At 59.5% G+C, this 16,717-nt stretch carries 16 protein-coding genes; 8 read left to right on the top strand and 8 right to left on the bottom strand.

Features of this window, described 5'->3' with window-relative positions:
• The first annotated feature begins 7 nt into the window (after window positions 1-7).
• Window positions 8-433 carry a peptide-methionine (R)-S-oxide reductase MsrB gene (gene msrB / locus DYI22_RS06950; protein ID WP_213477341.1) on the top strand — a complete coding sequence of 142 codons (426 nt, stop codon included), beginning with the start codon at window positions 8-10 and terminating at the stop codon, window positions 431-433.
• An 18-nt stretch (window positions 434-451) separates the two neighbouring features.
• Here the strand turns inward: msrB and DYI22_RS06945 are convergent, their stop codons facing one another.
• Both DYI22_RS06945 and DYI22_RS06940 read right to left on the bottom strand, forming a co-directional pair.
• Window positions 452-781, bottom strand: a complete 330-nt coding sequence (locus DYI22_RS06945) for a c-type cytochrome (protein ID WP_213477340.1) — start codon at window positions 779-781, stop codon at window positions 452-454.
• A gap of 2 nt (window positions 782-783) precedes the next feature.
• Window positions 784-2,010: a sulfite oxidase gene (locus DYI22_RS06940; RefSeq protein WP_213477339.1), complete on the bottom strand. Its 1,227-nt coding sequence runs from the start codon at window positions 2,008-2,010 to the stop codon at window positions 784-786.
• 135 nt (window positions 2,011-2,145) lie between these two features.
• Here DYI22_RS06940 and DYI22_RS06935 point away from each other — a divergent pair, with 135 nt between their 5' ends.
• Window positions 2,146-2,910 (top strand): lysophospholipid acyltransferase family protein, encoded by a 765-nt coding sequence (locus DYI22_RS06935; protein WP_213477338.1) that lies wholly within the window; start codon window positions 2,146-2,148, stop codon window positions 2,908-2,910.
• A gap of 63 nt (window positions 2,911-2,973) precedes the next feature.
• Here DYI22_RS06935 and DYI22_RS06930 read toward each other — a convergent pair whose 3' ends face one another.
• A complete protein-coding gene (locus DYI22_RS06930) occupies window positions 2,974-3,945 on the bottom strand; it encodes a calcium/sodium antiporter (RefSeq protein WP_213477337.1) in 972 nt (323 codons plus the stop codon).
• Between the two features lie 9 nt (window positions 3,946-3,954).
• Window positions 3,955-5,205: a sodium:proton antiporter NhaD gene (gene nhaD, locus DYI22_RS06925; RefSeq protein WP_213477336.1), complete on the bottom strand. Its 1,251-nt coding sequence runs from the start codon at window positions 5,203-5,205 to the stop codon at window positions 3,955-3,957.
• 297 nt (window positions 5,206-5,502) lie between these two features.
• Here nhaD and mqo point away from each other — a divergent pair, with 297 nt between their 5' ends.
• The 5 genes from mqo (at window position 5,503) to DYI22_RS06900 (ending at window position 13,097) form a co-directional block, all read left to right on the top strand.
• A complete protein-coding gene (gene mqo / locus DYI22_RS06920; RefSeq protein ID WP_213477335.1) occupies window positions 5,503-6,987 on the top strand; it encodes a malate dehydrogenase (quinone) in 1,485 nt (494 codons plus the stop codon).
• A gap of 152 nt (window positions 6,988-7,139) precedes the next feature.
• Complete coding sequence (locus DYI22_RS06915) at window positions 7,140-8,372, top strand: ATP-grasp domain-containing protein (RefSeq protein ID WP_213477334.1); 1,233 nt, start codon at window positions 7,140-7,142, stop codon at window positions 8,370-8,372.
• 52 nt (window positions 8,373-8,424) lie between these two features.
• Complete coding sequence (locus DYI22_RS06910; RefSeq protein ID WP_213477333.1) at window positions 8,425-10,455, top strand: hypothetical protein; 2,031 nt, start codon at window positions 8,425-8,427, stop codon at window positions 10,453-10,455.
• Window positions 10,456-10,490: 35 nt separating this feature from the next.
• On the top strand, window positions 10,491-12,170 hold the full coding sequence (locus DYI22_RS06905; RefSeq protein ID WP_213477332.1) for an acetolactate synthase large subunit: 1,680 nt from the start codon (window positions 10,491-10,493) through the stop codon (window positions 12,168-12,170).
• A 45-nt stretch (window positions 12,171-12,215) separates the two neighbouring features.
• Window positions 12,216-13,097, top strand: a complete 882-nt coding sequence (locus DYI22_RS06900; protein ID WP_213477331.1) for a hypothetical protein — start codon at window positions 12,216-12,218, stop codon at window positions 13,095-13,097.
• A gap of 8 nt (window positions 13,098-13,105) precedes the next feature.
• On the opposite strand, the gene DYI22_RS06895 is transcribed toward DYI22_RS06900, so the two are convergent.
• Window positions 13,106-13,702: an exopolysaccharide biosynthesis protein gene (locus tag DYI22_RS06895; RefSeq protein WP_213477330.1), complete on the bottom strand. Its 597-nt coding sequence runs from the start codon at window positions 13,700-13,702 to the stop codon at window positions 13,106-13,108.
• 137 nt (window positions 13,703-13,839) lie between these two features.
• Between DYI22_RS06895 and DYI22_RS06890 the strand changes: the two genes are divergently transcribed.
• Window positions 13,840-14,334, top strand: a complete 495-nt coding sequence (locus DYI22_RS06890) for an MgtC/SapB family protein (RefSeq protein WP_213477329.1) — start codon at window positions 13,840-13,842, stop codon at window positions 14,332-14,334.
• A 239-nt stretch (window positions 14,335-14,573) separates the two neighbouring features.
• Here the strand turns inward: DYI22_RS06890 and DYI22_RS06885 are convergent, their stop codons facing one another.
• From DYI22_RS06885 to DYI22_RS06875, 3 genes are read right to left on the bottom strand one after another with little or no spacing between them, the layout of a single operon-like run.
• Complete coding sequence (locus tag DYI22_RS06885) at window positions 14,574-15,254, bottom strand: hypothetical protein (protein ID WP_213477328.1); 681 nt, start codon at window positions 15,252-15,254, stop codon at window positions 14,574-14,576.
• The gene (locus DYI22_RS06880; protein WP_213477327.1) at window positions 15,254-15,751 is read right to left on the bottom strand and encodes a hypothetical protein; all 498 of its coding nucleotides are present in this window, start codon (window positions 15,749-15,751) and stop codon (window positions 15,254-15,256) included. The genes DYI22_RS06885 and DYI22_RS06880 overlap by 1 nt, the downstream gene beginning before the upstream one ends.
• Before the next feature lie 9 nt (window positions 15,752-15,760).
• The gene (locus tag DYI22_RS06875; protein ID WP_213477326.1) at window positions 15,761-16,543 is read right to left on the bottom strand and encodes a TIGR04255 family protein; all 783 of its coding nucleotides are present in this window, start codon (window positions 16,541-16,543) and stop codon (window positions 15,761-15,763) included.
• Between the last annotated feature and the right edge of the window lie 174 nt (window positions 16,544-16,717).

The raw sequence follows: 16,717 nt of genomic DNA, 5'->3' as shown, positions 1-16,717 counted from the left end.
GGTTGCCATGAGTGTTTCTGCAGCAGGATATGATCTGACCCCGCTGACACCGACCCAGGTGGATGAGATGGCGGCCGATCTGTCAGAGGAAGAACGGCGGGTTCTGCTGGATCACGGCACCGAGCATCCGTTCTGCGGCACGCTGCTCGACAACAAGAAAGCCGGTGTCTACCACTGCCGGCTGTGCGACCTGCCGTTATTCAGTTCCGACTCCAAATTCGATTCCGGCACTGGCTGGCCCAGTTTCTTCCAGCCCTTCGATACCGACCATATCCGGTATCTGGAAGACAGCAGCATGGGCATGACTCGCACCGAGATCCGCTGCCCCCGCTGCGACAGTCATCTTGGCCATGTGTTTCCGGACGGTCCACCACCCACCGGGCAGCGATACTGCCTGAATTCCATCGCCATGGTGTTTCGGGAAAACGGCTGAGGCAGCGGTGGCGGCCGGTTACTCCGTCGCGCCACCGGTGATGCTGGCGACATAGAACGCGACCGCATCAATATCGTCCTCAGACAGGCTTTCGCCGAACGCGGGCATCACGCCAACACCCGAACGCACTGCCTCGCGAACCTGTTTCTGGCTGGGCTTCAGCTCATCCAGATCGGGGCCAATGGCGCCGGACGAGCCGGCATCGTTCAGGGTATGGCAGATGGTGCAGGATGGTTGGGCGGTTTCGGAAAAAACCTTCTTGCCCTGGGCCATTCTGCCTTCATCGGCGCTGGCCACCGGAACAGCGATGGCCAGCAGGGTTGACGCGAGCAGAGCGGTTGTTTTCATGTTCAGCTAACCGCCACCGTCACGCCGTGGTCTTTCCAGCCGTTGTGTCCGTAGCCCCGTTCGTTGTCAGTGCGGCCCTCCGGCTGGGTGTTGCCCTCGGCATCCGTGGCGCGGCTGACAATGCGGTGCTCACCGGCGTCCAGGTCTGCCGCCAGCACAAACGGCCGCCAGGCATAAGGGCCGAGATCCGGCCCCAGGAAGCGGGCCTGCTTCCAGCTCTCGCCACCGTCCACCGACACCTCGACCTTGTCCAGTGCCACGGTGCCGCCAAAGGCCACGCCGTAGATCATGTTGCGGCCTTTGCGCCCACGCTGCAGCGGCGCGGTCACCCAGGATTTGACGTTCATTTCCCACATCGACGGCTGATCTGGCGCGCCGGAGACGCCGACATCGCGGATGCGGTAGCCGGAGGCCTGGATCTTGGCATCGGTCTGGCTTTCGGTGAACGCGACGTTTTTCACGTATTTGACGTTGTTGACGCCGTAGTAGCCCGGGACAACCATGCGCAGCGGACCACCGTGGGTCACCGGCAGCGGTTCGTCGTTCATCTCCCAGGCCAGCAGGGCACTGTCCATGGCGCGGGTAGGCACCGAGCGTTCGACAATGACCGTTTTCGGGTCGAGGCCGTCGGGCAGGGTTTCACCGCCGGTGCCGGTAATATAGCGGGCACCTTCGGCGGGCCCGCCCAGGGCGTCAACCACATCTTTTAGCGGTACGCCGGTCCACAGCACACAGCCGGCGGCGCCGACGCTCCACTGGGTGCCACTGGCGCCGTGGGGGAAGAAGGCACGACCGTTGCCGGAACACTGCAACACGGAGGCCACGGTGGTAATGCCCATCTGCTTGAGCTCACCGACGGTCAGGGTTTTCGGGTTTTTAACGCCCTCGATGCGAACCTCCCAGGCGTCGGGGTCGGCTGCGATCTGCTCCGGGGGGGCTGGCAGGTTATTGCGCACGAACAGCCGGTCGCTGGGGGTGACCACGCCGCTGCCAATCGCGCCCCGTTCAGTTTCCATGGTGTTGGCGCTGTGGATGATCAGGGCATTGCGTTCTTTCCAGGCAGCAAAGTCGGGCAGGGATTTTGGTTCTTCGGCCTTCGCCAGTGGCGTAAAGCCCAGTACACTAACGGCGGCCATGGCGCCAGCGCTGCCGAGGAGCAGGCGGCGGCGATCGGGGTTCTCGAGCCCGGGGTCATTCGGGCCGCGCTGTATGTGAGGTGTGAGGGTCATGATCCGTCTCCTTGGCTGCATGATGCGGGCGTGCGCAGGTCCCCGGGAATGTCCGGGTTATATCTTTATTACTTATAGAGCCTGGTTAAAAATTGATCAAGCTGGGTTGAGGTTGGGATTGGGAGTGAAAGCCACATGATTCGACTGAAGATGAACCCGTTAACCGAATCCGCCACGCTGTTGCGACGGGCCGGCGTGGTGCTCGGGTCGGTTGGTCTGACGGCGCTGTTTTCGCTGCTGGTGTTGTTGCGGGCTTTGTTCGGGCGGTTGAACCGGACCATTGTCGACAAGTACTGCCGCGAGTGGTCGGCCGCCCTGCTGCGACTGGTGCGGGTGAGCCTGACCGTGCGCGGTGCGGTGCCCGATTTCGGTGACGGCCGGCGCTACATCATCATGTGTACCCACGCCAGTCATTACGATATCCCGGTGACCTTCGTGTCCATGCCCGGTTCGGTAAGAATGCTGGCGAAAAAAGAGCTGTTTGGTATTCCGCTGCTGGGGCAGGCCATGAAAGCGGCGGAATTTCCCGCCATCGACCGGGCCAATCGCCAGCGCGCGGTGCAGGACCTGGCCAGGGCGCGGGCGATGATGGAAAGCGGTATCGTGCTGTGGGCCGCCCCGGAGGGCACGCGGTCGCCGGATGGCAAATTGCTGCCGTTCAAGAAGGGCTGTTTTCACCTGGCCCTGGATACCCAGGCGGTGATCGTTCCGGTGGCGGTTCGCGGTATCCACCGGGTGCTGCCGGCGCGCACCTGGCAGATTAATCTGGGCCAGCCGGTGGATGTGCGGGTGGGCACGCCCATCGAGACCGCCGGAAAAACCAAGGACGATCTTGCCGATGTAATGGCGCAGGTGCGCCTGCGGCTTGAAGACCTGCTGGGGGATGGTGAAGCCGCCTGATCGGCGGCTTCACCGACGCATAATCACTCTGCATCACTCTGCGAGTGGCCCGTCTAAGCGCCATCAACCCACGATCGTGGATGCCAGATATCCGGTGTAGCCGGCGTACACCAGCACCAGAAGGGCGCCATCGCGCCGGCTGACCACCTTGCGTTTGCCGGTGATCCCCACCGCCATCAGCAGCAGCCCCAGTGTCAGCGCGGCCATCAGGGTCCAGTCGCGGTACAGCACTTCCGGGTCCACCGCCAGCGGCTCAATGGCGGCGGCCAGGCCCACCACCGCCAGGGTGTTGAAGATGCCCGATCCGACGATGTTACCCAGAATCAGGTCGTGCTCGTTCTTTTTGACCGCCGCCAGCGCCGACGCCAGCTCCGGCAGCGACGTGCCGATGGCGACAATGGTCAGCCCGATGATCAGGTCACTGACGCCGAGGCTCTGGGCAATGGTGACCGCGCCCCACACCAGCATGCGGGAGCTGACGATTAGTAGTACCAGCCCCACCACCAGCCAGACCAGCGCCGTTTTCAGGGGCATGGGGTGTGCCACCAGTTCCGCCTCGGTGTCGCCGACCAGGCTGTCGCCCTTGCCGCGGATGCCCTGCACAATCGACCAGCCCATCACTGCGGCGAATACGCCCAGCAACACCCAGCCATCCAGCCGCGACAGTTCGCCATCGATAAGCTGCGCGCCGGCGATGGCGGTCAGCACCAGCAGCAGCGGCAGTTCCTTGCGAATAACCTGGGAGTGCACGGCGATCGGCGCAATCAGCGCGGTCAGGCCGACGATCAGCGCAATGTTGGTGATGTTGGAGCCGTAGCCGTTGCCCAGCGCCAGCCCGGGATTGCCGTCGGCCGCGGCCATGGCCGACACCGCCAGTTCCGGCGCCGAGGTGCCGAAACCGATGATCACCATGCCGATCAGCAGCGAAGGCATGCCCAGATGTTTGGCGGTCGCGGCGGCGCCCTCAATAAAGCGGTCGGCACTCCAGACCAGCAATACCAGCCCGGCAATAATGGCGGTAATAGCCATCAACATAGAATGTCCTCAATGAATGAAACGACCCAGCATGATCACCCCGGCGTAGCCCAGGGTGTATGCCAGTAAAAGGTGGCCAAGATAACGCATATACTTGGCAAAGGTCAGCCCGGGGATTTTGCTCATGGCGACAATGCCCGCCGCGGAGCCGATCACCAGCAGGGAGCCGCCCACGCCAACGGCGTAGGTCAGCCCCATCCATTCGCCGCCGCTCATTTCAATACCGGACTTCAGTAACGCCGCCGTCAGGGGCACGTTATCGATGACTGCCGAGAAGATCCCCATCAGGTAATTGGCCGTCACCGGAGGCAGCACGTCGTAGATGGCTACCAGCGACTGCAGCGCCTGAATTTCCTTGAGCATACCCACCAGCAGCAGGATGCCGAGGAAAAACAGCAGCGTTTCGAACTCGATGACGCGGATGTACTCCAGAATCGGATCCAGATCGGTGTCATCGCTCATGAAGCGCGACACCAGGAACATGATCGACAGGCCGAACAGGAAGGTCAGCACTGGCGGGATACTGAACAGGGCGTTGCCGCTGATGGTGGCGATGATGGTAAGCAGAAACAGCACGCCGATCACGGCGTCCACCGGCCTGACCTCAGTCACCGTCGATTTCAGGGTGACCGTGCCATCGAGCCCGCGGGACAGCAGCACCGCGAGGATGAACACGGTGATGGACGCGGGGATGGCGAGGGTCAGCAGCGTGAGGATTTCCACTTTGTCGGCCAGGAAAATCATCAGGGTGGTGACGTCGCCGGTGATCAGCGAGACCCCGCCCGAGTTCACCGCAAATACCACCAGGGTGATGAACTGAATGCGTTTTTTCAGCTCAAGGTCAAGCGACAGGATCAGCGAACATGAGACTAAAGTGGCGGTGATATTGTCCGCCAAAGACGAGAAGATGAAACAGAAAAGGCCAGTCAGAAACAGTAATTTCCGCTCGCTTACCTGCTTCGGCATGATCAGGTACACCACATTCTCGATCATACCCTTCTTGTTCAGGTAGGCGACAAAGGTCATGGCCGCGACCAGGAACAGCCATAAGCCGGCAATCTCGGCAATGCTCTCGGACAAGCCGGCATTGATCGCCGAGGTCTGTGCCGCATCGTTGCTGAACAGGAACAGCAGAATCCAGCACAGGGTGCCGAAAAACAGCGTGATCTTCGCTTTGTTGACGTGAAGGACTTCCTCGAAAATCACGCCGAGCAGCGCCAGCAGGGCCAGAATAATCAACACAGGCTCGAGACTGAGCATAGGGCATCCTGAAAACGGGTGGTGGTTTTATTGCCGGCGGATTTTAGACCTTTGACCCGCCGAGAGCCACCGCTCGTAGGTTCAGTTACGGGTTTTCGATACCGCAGACGGGGCGCAAAACCAACCCGTTGACTATCGCAATTTATTCCTGAGGCAAAAAAAAGGATAATCGCGCCACACATTCGGACAGGAAGCCACTGCCGGGCCCTCAACCTCACTTGCTCTGCAGGCTTCCCAAAGGCCTTTCTGCTGATCGTGGAGAGGTAACAGGCTCAAAACCAAGCAGGGTGAAAACCTATGGCCGTAAGACAGGCAGATGTAGTGCTGGTCGGCGGGGGCGTCATGAGCGCTACCCTCGGCATGATGCTCAGGCAGCTGGACCCATCACTGGACATCGTCATGGTGGAACGTCTCGATCACGTTGCCCATGAAAGCACCGATGGGTGGAACAACGCAGGCACCGGGCACGCCGGCTACTGCGAACTGAACTATACCCCGGAAACCGAGGATGGCGATGTCACCATCGATCGGGCGCTGAAGATCAATGCCTCGTTCGAGGTCTCTCTGCAGTTCTGGTCGTGGCTGGTGGAGCAGGGCAAGTTGCCCGAACCCAAGACCTTCATCAACCGCACCCCGCACCAGAGCTTTGTCTGGGGTGAGAAGGATGTGGCGTACCTCAAGCGCCGGTATCAGAAACTCAGTGCCCATCACCTGTTCCGGGAAATGGAATACACCGAATCGCCGGACGACCTGGCCGAGTGGATGCCGCTGGTGATCAAACACCGTGATCCCATGCAGCCGGTGGCCGCCACGCGGATCCGCCACGGTTCCGACGTGGACTTCGGTTCGCTGACCCGCAGCATGGTCGAGTATCTTGAAAGCACCCCCAATTTCGAGTTGATGCTTAGCAGCCCGGTGCACTATCTGGCGAAGCGCGACAACGGCCGCTGGAAGGTGCGGGTAAAGGACCAGAAAACCGGCGTGGTGAAAAAACTGGAAGCCGGTTTCGTGTTTCTCGGCGCCGGCGGCGGTGCGCTGCCGATGTTGCAGAAATCCAACATTGACGAGGCCCGCGGTTATGGCGGCTTCCCGGTCAGCGGCCAGTGGCTGGTGTGCCAGAAGCCGGAAATTGTCGAGCAGCATTACTCCAAGGTATACGGCAAGGCGCCCATTGGCGCGCCCCCCATGTCGGTGCCGCACCTGGACACCCGCATCATCAATGGCGAGCCGGCGCTGCTGTTTGGCCCGTTCGCCGGGTTCACCACGCGCTTCCTGAAGCAGGGCTCGGTGTTTGATCTGTTTGGCTCCGTCAAACCGACCAACCTGCGCCCGATGCTGTCGGTCAGCAAGAGCAACATGGACCTGACCCGTTATCTGATCGGGGAAGTGTTCCAGAGTCACGCCGAGCGGGTGGCGTCACTGCGCAACTTCTTTCCGGACGCGCAGGAGGAAGACTGGAAGCTGCAAAGTGCCGGTCAGCGGGTACAGATCATCAAGCAGACCCCGGAAGGCGGCGGCAAACTGGAGTTCGGTACCGAGATCGTTGCCGCGCAGGATGGCACCCTGGCCGCCCTGCTGGGCGCCTCGCCAGGCGCCTCGACAGCGGCTCACGCGATGATCGATGTCATCGAGCGCTGCTTCGCGGACAAGATCAGCACGCCCCAGTGGCAGGAGCGCATGAAAGAGATGGTGCCGTCCTACGGCCAGTCCCTGGTTGACGATGAGCAATTGCTCCGGAGCGTACGCGAACGAACACTGAGCACCCTGAAACTCGGCTCATAGTTCAAATTGATATAAAAACCCCGGAAGCACCATGAGTACTGGCCTTACCGCTTGTGTTCATGGTGTTTTTTTATGCCTTGTGCCTCGGAATATTTGCGATTTGCACCAAACTCTATAGGTTAGAAGTGACATCCCCTGAAAGGAGTTCTGCTGTGACTGAGCAAACGTTCAATACGGACAAAGGATATATCGCTCTGTTGGGATGGAGCCTCAATGCCATTGAGGCAGCCGACAAGTTCGACCGCCGCTACGTGGTCGTGGCCCCCGACTGGGCGGAAGCCTACTGCAAAGAACACGACATTCCCTACGTTCCCTGGAATTTCGAACGCCTGAACGACCGCTCCTTCGAAATTGCCCAGACCCTGAAAGACATGGGGGTGGACGTTTCCATTCCGTTGTTCGAAGAAACCGTAGAGTGGGCCGGCGCCATCAACTCGGTACTGATGGACAGCCCGCGGCTGTTCGGTCAGGCCATGCTGCTGCGCGACAAGGCACTGATGAAACGCCGGGCGCAGCTGGGCGGCATTCGCGTGGGCATTTTCGAGGAAGCCCACGACAAGGAAGACGTGGTGCGCTTCCTGAAACGGGTCAACCAGACGCTGCTGAAGCTGGACGGTGACCCCAACGACCCTATCCATCTCAAGGCCTTCGACAAAGCCGGCTGCCTGGGCCACCGGGTCATCCGCACGCCCGACGAAGTGGACACCATTCCCGAGGAGGAATTCCCGGTGTTGATGGAATCCCACCTGGACGGCTGGGAGTTCGCGGTGGAGGCATGGGTCCACAACGGCAAGATCGCGTTCCTGAACATCTCGGAATACGTCACCCTGGGTTACTCGGTCTTTGTCCCGGCCACGCCGGACCTCGAGAAATACCGGCCGCAGATCACCGCCGAGATCGAAAAACTGATCAAGACCTTCGACATTGAATTCGGCTTCGTGCACCCGGAGTACTTCGTGACCAGCGACGGCACCATGTACTTTGGTGAAGTGGCGTATCGGCCGCCGGGCTTCAAGGTGTTCGAGCTGCTGGAGCGCGCCTATGGCTTCAACGCCTATCAGGGCCTGATTCTGTCGTTCGACCCGAAAACCACCGCGGAGGAGATCAAAGCGTTCTTCCCGAAAGAGGTGGTGGACGCGAAAGGCTACGCTGGCTGTTTCGGCGTTTACCCGCGCCGCCGGGTGGTCAGCAAACTGGAGATGCCCGAGGAAACCGAAAACCACGAGTACTTCGAGAGCCACGAGCTGACGCCGCCGGTGGAGGAAACCGTCACCAAACGCACGGCGTTCGGCACGCACTGGGGCCTGATCTACTTCTTCGGGGAAGACCCTTACGTGATGAGGGACCTTCTCAAGCATCAGGAAGAACTGGATTTCTATGTATAATTCCGTCAGGAATCACTAACACGGGCCTGGCCCAGGCCCTGAGGAAGACAGTTTGAGCGACTCCGACGCTGGCGGCGCCGTACCGGCGGTCAATTTCGACAAGCTGGTACAGCGACTGGATGAAGCGATAGCGGCGCTGGCGGACAGCCGCCCGTTCGCCAAGGCGGGCAAGCTGCCGCGGCTGTTCGATACCGCGCGCCGCGTGATGCTGCAGCCGGAAGGCTTTGCGGCTGTCCAGGCGCGGGCGGAACAGCTGGAAATGGCGGGGGTTTTTATCGGCACAGACTGGGCGGAACCGTCCATTCTGTTGCCGTTTCTCACCACCAGCGCCCTGCAAAGCCCCAACGCCGATACCGTGGTGATCGAATCCATCAGCGAACTGCGGCTGCTGGCGATTGCGAGGGGCGAATTTCTGCACCCCTCCATGTCAGCAGAACAGGCCCACCACTACCTGACCCAGGTGCTGGCCATCAACCTGAGCCTGCTGTTCGGTGAGGGCGGGGAGGCTGAGCGCGAACAGGGCAAGCTGGCGTTGATCAGCCGCGGCGTGATCCAGCATATCGCCCAGGAAATTGGCTACGAACATGTGATCGACCGGCTGATCGATGAGATCTGGCGCATCCTGCAGCAGCGGCCGATCCAGGTCACCAGCGTGCGCCGGATGATCACTCAGATCGCCCTGTGCCGTATTGATCCGGCGATTGATCTGGGTGGCGCGGGGCAGGGCGCAGAGCGCTTGATATCCAGCCTGTACGGACCCACCCAGGCCTGCCGCGAGGACCCGGGCATTGCGGTGTATGAAGACCGGTTGCTATCCATGGACACCATGGCGCTGCAGAGCGAGGCCACCGGCTTTGCCCGCGCCATGCACGACACCGGGCTGGTGTCGCCCTACCACGCGGCATTTGTGCGCCACATTCTCGAGAAGCAGGACAGTCTGCTGACCGAAGCACTGGGGCTGTCCAGCACCGGGCGGGATTGCCTGCTCTGTTACAAGGAGCTGGTGCATGCGCTGATCAGCGCCGGCGTATTCCCCGAAACCGCGCAGGGGCTCTACGGCCTCGCGCTGTTGCTGGAACGGGGCATTCTCTATCAGCCGCCGGTGGCGCCGGCGCTGTGGCGTCAGGTGTTGCTGACGACCTGCCCCGCGGCCCGTGAACGGATCCAGCTGGCCTATGGGTATTCGCCGGCGCCAAACGCCTGGTTGATCCAGGGCGTGATGAACATGCTCGGCCAGCCACTGGGCGTCGGCCAGGGTAACAACCCCACCTGCCAATCGGCCCGGGCGCTGTCCATGTGGGCCTACAACGATCCCGATTACCTGCTGCAAATGGTGGCCTGGGCCGCCCGGGACAACGAAATCATCATGCATTTCGAGGGCAAGCCGGTGTCCTCCGCCCGCAGTGAGGGCGGCGTTGCATCGGAAATCACCCTCGATCTGGATCCGGTATCCCTGGTGGTGGTGCCGCATCTGGACCGTATTTATGCGGAGATGGGTCGGTTGTGTGCCGACCGCCCTGGTGACCCTCACAAGTGGGTCAACCCGGAGTTCCATGGCTGGTCCGCCGGCCGCGGCTTTGCCATCAACGTGGATGTGGAAACCGGCAACCTGCAGGATGCGGAAGGCTTTCTGCGCCACTTCTATGCCAGTTACCACCCCTTCTACAACGGCAACCAGCCGCTGATTCATCCCCAGCCAGCCGGCGTGGCAGTGACCGACAGCGCGGCCCGGTTCATCGGCTGGCACGCCATCACCATCCTGCGGGCGGCGCTGGACCCGGAAGACGTGATGCGGGTGTATTTCTTCAACCCCAACAACGACAGCGGCCAGAACTGGGGTGGCGACATTGTGGTCAGCACTGCGCGCAACGGCGAACGCTTCGGGGAAGCGTCGCTGCCGTTTGAGCAGTTTGCCTCGCGCCTGTACATCTACCACTACGACCCCCTTGAGCGTGGCGAGCCGGCCGACGTGGATCAGGATGAACTGCAACGGGTTATCGATCGAATACATAACAGCTGGGGACGGGACCGGGTACCCGCCAACACCTCGTTGCAGGCTGAGCCGCCACCGTCCGACGCGTAACCGATAGTAAACGTTCTACTGAATCAGGAGAGGGTATGTCCGGCGCAGACAGCAACGAAGGCACCGGTTTCAACGGTGCCGAAATCTTTGTACGGGCACTGGAAAGTGAGGGCGTTGAATACATTTTCGCGGTTCCGGGAGAGGAAAACCTCGCTTTTCTGGAGGCCCTGCGGCAATCCCGCATTAAGCTGGTGCTGAACCGCCATGAACAGGCCGCCGGGTTTATGGCCGCTACCTATGGCCGGCTGACCGGTCGGGTAGGGGTATGTTTGTCCACGCTCGGGCCAGGCGCCACCAACTCGGTGACGGCCGCCGCCTACGCCCAGCTCGGCGGCATGCCGATGATGATGATCTCCGGCCAGAAACCGATCAAGTCGTCGAAGCAGGGGCTGTTCCAGATTCTGGATGTGGTGGACCTCATGCGCCCGCTGACCAAGTACACTCGCCAGATCAGCAACGCCAACACGGTGCCGGCGAAAGTGCGGGAAGCCTTTCGACTGGCCTCCGAGGAGCGCCCCGGGGCGGTCCACCTGGAGCTGCCCGAGGACATTGCGGCTGAACATACGGCTGCCGATACCCATATCTTCGAGCCCAGTGATGCCCGCCGCCCCACCGCCAGCAACAAGAGCCTGGAGAAAGCCTGCGAGATGATCCGCAGCGCCCGCCACCCACTGATCATGATTGGTGCCGGCGCCAACCGTAAGCGGGTATCCCAGGCGCTGATTCATCTGGTGAACACCAGCAAGATTCCGTTCTTTACCACCCAGATGGGCAAGGGCGTGGTGGACGAGCGACACGCGCGCTATCTGGGCAATGCCGCTCTGTCCGCCGGCGATTTTGTCCATTGCGCCATTGATCACGCCGATCTGGTGATCAACGTGGGCCACGACGTGGTGGAGAAGCCGCCGTTTTTCATGCACCCCGGCGGCAAGCAGGTGATCCACGTGAATTTCAGCGGCGCCGACGTGGACCCGGTGTACTTTCCCCAGCACGAGGTGGTCGGCGATATCGCCAACAGCGTGGAATACCTGGCGGAGCACTGTGGCCCCTGCCCGAACCACGATTTCAGCCGGTTTATGGAAGTGAAGGCGTCGGTGGACGAGCACCTTGCCTCCTGCAGCGAGGACCCTCGGTTTCCGCTGATCCCCCAGCGGATTGTCCACGACGTGCGCCAGGTGATGCCGGAGGACGGCATCATTGCGCTCGACAACGGCATGTACAAACTCTGGTTTGCCCGCAACTACCCCGCATACGACAACAACACCGTGTTGCTGGACAACGCCCTGGCGTCCATGGGAGCCGGCCTGCCCAGCGCGATGATGGCGGCCATGCTGTATCCCCGCCAGAAGGTGATGGCGGTGTGCGGCGACGGCGGCTTCATGATGAACAGCCAGGAGCTGGAAACCGCCGTGCGCCTGCAACTGAACCTGGTGGTGCTGATCATCAACGACAGCGCCTACGGCATGATCAAATGGAAACAGGCTCAGGAAGGGTTTGCCGAGTTCGGCCTGGATTACCGCAACCCGGATTTCGTCCAATACGCCGAATCCTACGGTGCAGCCGGCCACCGGGTGACCCGGACGGAGGATCTGAAGCCCGTTCTTGAAGCGACACTGGCTGCCGGCGGCGTACATCTGGTGGATGTGCCGGTGGATTACAGCGAGAACCGGCGGGTGTTTGACGAGGAACTGGCGGAGCTGACCTGCAACCTGTAACCGGTGTATGATCGGCAACCCATCGGTTATCAGAGGAACGGTTGCATGCTGCGCTCTGCATTGAACGTGCTTGTTTGGGTCTCCCTGGCGATGGCGCTCTCCGCCTGCAGCCGGCCCGACACCCCCCAGGAAGTCGCCGCTGCCTTCTGGCAGGCCATGGCCGAGAACGACGCCGGCGATGTGGTTGAATACTCCACCCTGACCCGCACTGACGACGTTGACCGCTTCCAGCGCGAGTGGGCCGACGTGGTGCCCTCTTTCGGCCGGGTGGTGATCGACAGCGCCGAGGCCACCATCGTGACTCGCCTGCCGGCGGAAAATGGCGCCACCAGCGAACGCCTCGAGGTCATCACCTACCTGGTGGAGCGGGACGGTCAGTGGCTGGTGGACTACGCCCGCACCGGCGAGGCGGTGATTAACCCGTCGCCGTTCAGCGGCCTGGTGAATCAGCTAAGTGACCTGGGTGAACGGCTGACCGCTCGCTTTTCCTCGTCCTCCAGTGACATGGAGCAGCGCCTGAACGACATGGCACGGGAGCTGGAGGCCTATTCCGACGAGATGGCCCGCCGGGCGGACGAGGCGATCAACGACTTCGGCGAGATTCTGCAAGACTACATGCAGGAGCTGGAGGAATCCGTCGACCGCGCGCTGGAGGACAACCAGCAGGCGCCGCCGGAGGATCGGGAAATTCTGGAGCAGGCCGCCGCCGACCTGGAACGCGGCAGCGAGGCGCTGGCCGAGCCGACGCTGGAAACACTGGCCGAGGCCTCACGGTCCCTGGCGCAGGCCGGTGAACGGCTGGCACAAACCGGCAGCGAGAGCTTCGAGCGGAACCGCCAGGAGTGGGCCGCCAAACTGCAGGAAATCCGCCAGCGAACCGAACAGTTTTTCCGCGATCTGCAGGACAGCCTGGCTTCTGAGAACTGAAGGGCTGGTCAGGATAGCAGATTGTTGAGAATGAACCAGAAGGTCAGCCCGGTGACACTGGTGGCCAGCAACGCCACCAGCCCGTCGCGGGCGATGATGGCCAGCCCGAAGGCCATCAGGGCAGCGCCGCCACCGTTGGCGCTGAACGGCACCACCTCCATGGCCGGCATCGCCGCGGCCACCAGCATGCAGAGCAGCGCCATCACATAAAGCCCCGGGCCGTGCACCAGAAACGTCAGCCGCGGACGGGTTATCCGGTCCAGAAACCGCGCCGGTTTCTGCAGCCAGTCCAGTCCTTTCACCAGCTTCTCTTGCGGCATCCGCCGCCCGGCAATCCAGTCCGGCAGCCAGATCGAACGCCGGCGGAACAGCAACTGACCCAGCGTGAGCAGCACCACCAGCCCGAGGATGGTCGGCACACCCGGAATGTCGCCAATCAACGGCGCCAGGGTGATCAGACCCGCCAGCAGCACCACCGGCCCGAACGAACGTTCCCCGACCGCTTCCAGAATCTCGCGCACGGACATCTGCTCCTCACCCGCGCTGGATTCGCGGATGCGGTCAAGAAGCTGGATCATGGTGGTTGGGTCGTCGCCGTTGCGCATCGGCAGAAATTACCATCTCTGGCGGCCGGAGGACAGGGGCGGTCGGCCTTACCCGGAGCAGGAAACGTTGATGTGAGCCGCGACTCCGTCTAGTCTCCGGACAACGCAAACCACATTCCACCACCCCCGGAGCGCCGATGGAAAACCATTTCGATGTCGACTGGATGCTCACCCTCAACCATCTGGTACTGATGGCCATCGCCTATTTGCTGGCGTTCCCCATTGGCTTCGACCGCGAGGAACAGGGCCCGCGGATCGGCCTGAGAACCTTCCCACTGGTGGCCGTTGTCTCCTGCGGCTTCATGCTCGTAGGCCGTGCCGTGATCGACTCCCCCGGTGAACAGGGCCGGGTGCTGCAGGGCATCATCACCGGCATCGGGTTCATCGGCGGCGGCGCGATCCTCAAAGACAATAGCCGCGTCATCGGCACCGCCACCGCCGCCAGCATCTGGAACACCGGCGCCATCGGCGTGGCCGTCGCCTACCACCACCTGGAGATCGCCATCGCCCTGAGCGCGCTGAACTTCTTCACCCTGCGTTACATGGGCCGCCTGGTGCGCTCGGTGACCGGTGAGGTGGCAGAGGTGCAGAAGGTGGTGAGTGATGGGGAGGAGCGGGGGGAGAAATCCTGACATAAAAAAGCCCCTGAAATCAGGGGCTTTTTTTAGAGCGTTTGGTGTCGACGGCGTCCAATTTTGTTGCGCTGTTAACATATTTTTGTCATAAATAATTCATTCTGTGTGCTTTTTTATGCCCCCAGATATACCCCTGTTTGGGTGTTGTTGCCTCTCTTTGTGACGTAAAACCGGCGATGCGTAAATAGGGCTTTATTTGCTCAAATTTCGAATATGAAGTTGTAAGATTGCAAGGGCTAGGCGTGTGTATTGGTGGCGTGTTGGATTGTATACTCAAGCACTTTTGCTGCTGGCTCTTTTGTTTCTTCGTACCCTGCCGGCCAAGAACCTACGCTGATTGCAGCACAGACTTCTTCTGGCCTAAATCGGTCCGCTCCCGCAGAGAGCTGCTTTACCTGTCCAGCGATGTACTCTGGAGTTGCACCAGACCGTTGGAGGTTCTGGATTATTTGAAATTGCCATTTTTTGTCGCTTGGCCGAGATATCCAGTTCCTATAGTCAACAACTTTAAAGCCTTGAGATTCAAAGATAGCGAGGACGAAAGTGGCACAGGTAAATCCTGAGTGGAGGTGTTCGCCAAAAAACTCTCCTGTATGCAGGATTGATGCGCCCTCAGTTGAGATCGAATACGGAATGCCCTCTTCTTGATTGAGGTCGGCGATTACCTGGCAAACGGTGGCCAAGTGTGTTTTTGAAATATCATCCAGTGGGACATCCACCCAAATAAAGGAGTCGGATGGAGGGGCAAGGCTCAGAGAATAATGCCACTGGAGATCTAATAACTTCAGCTCTCCAGTGGCATCCCTAAAGATAATGCCTGCATGTTGTTGCTTGCGGCTTGGTCGAGGTCGAGAGATAGCTACAGCCAATATCTCAATATCTTCAAACTGTGAGTAATGAGTGCAGTCTAAGTGCATTAAACCAAACCAGAGAGTGCCCTTTGATCGATTTTCCGGTTCGTTGCTTCCCGAACCACATCCTGAACGTATCCCTTCCAACTGGGCAGATCATCTTTATATCCGAGGGTAAGCCTAGCCAACCCGATCAAGAAAAGGTCGGAACACTCTTGAGGGGCGACACATCGGATTAGGGCATCCACATCAGAGAAGTTTGTAGCAATCAACAGTTTTGTAATTTCTTTGTAAAACGGAGCTGTGCTAGCTACAGATGAAAGGGAACCATATTTTGAAAACAGCTCTTCTACCCAGCCATATTTCTCTGTAAGCATCTTATAGTCGAAAGATGATGGCTTTACAGTGATGATCGAGTTAAATTCGTCATCGGGATAATTAAAGGCTAAGACTACCCCTTGTTCTAACTTGCTTTCTGGCTGAAAGCTTTGGGTGTCATACATGCGCTGAATGTCTGCCGTCGCAGTGCTTATATACGCATTGTGGTCGATAGCGTATTCCATGACGCTTCCTTAATGCTTGTAGGCTGAAGGCTTGATTAATGTTTCAAATGCATGCTTTTGAAGCTGGTGAGCCTTTTCGCACCAATCGGATAAATGATCTTCCGAAATACTATTAAGTGAAAAGCTACCAATTGGGCTTTCTACAATGGTCTCCATAAGCAAGCCCCGCTTTCCAGATATGATTGCGTCGGTGATGAAGACTGTTATGCGACCTTCAGGCTCTTTAATATCCGTAGAGATCTTAAAGCTTAAATCAGATTTTGAAGGATTAAGCCGATTATCGCCAAGAAAATTATCTGGCAGCGATGCGTCGACGTTGAAGTGCTTACGGATAAATGCCTGAGAGGTGCATCCTTCGTCTGAGGGATAAAACGCATCCTGATATCTAAGAGCTAGGCAGGCAGAGTCTGGCAATCTAGCCAAGCGGCCAGGATTCGCTTTGAGAAGAATTTTAACGCCGTCTTTGATACTAGATAAAAAACTATTCCAGCTGTAGCTGGCTTCCAACTGATTCACAGTGAATATGCCCATTCCCAACTGAAGACATGGGTACTGGTTTTCTCCAGGACGGAAGCGGTAAGAAATCCTTTGTGGTAGACCAATATTGTTTGGGCCGGCGGGGGATCCAATGGACTCGGATAGAGGAAAACCTGCTTCAGCAGCAAAGGCGTCTACTTTTCCTGGCAGCAGGGATTGCTCATCTTGAGAAAACTCAAAGCTATTTTGCCCCTTGCTTCCCCACCGTATTTCAAAAATGGCTTCTACAAGAGGCGCGTTCTTAATCGCTGGCATCGTTCCGCCCTAGAGACTTCCACGTCGAGTGTGATTTTCTAAGCGGATTCTAGCACATAAGAACCATTGCATTCAGACGTGTACGAAAAACAACCCTCAAAGAGTCTAGTAAATTAGTTATAGGGAGTGCTCTTCAAGCAGGGATCAGGGTGTAACCATCCCTAATGCCTGTCT

The sequence above is a fragment of the Marinobacter lipolyticus genome, assembly GCF_018424605.1.
In the GTDB taxonomy this organism is placed as follows: domain Bacteria; phylum Pseudomonadota; class Gammaproteobacteria; order Pseudomonadales; family Oleiphilaceae; genus Marinobacter; species Marinobacter lipolyticus_B.
Note: the sequence above shows the minus strand (reverse complement) of the source record. Positions and strands in the feature narration are given on the sequence as shown.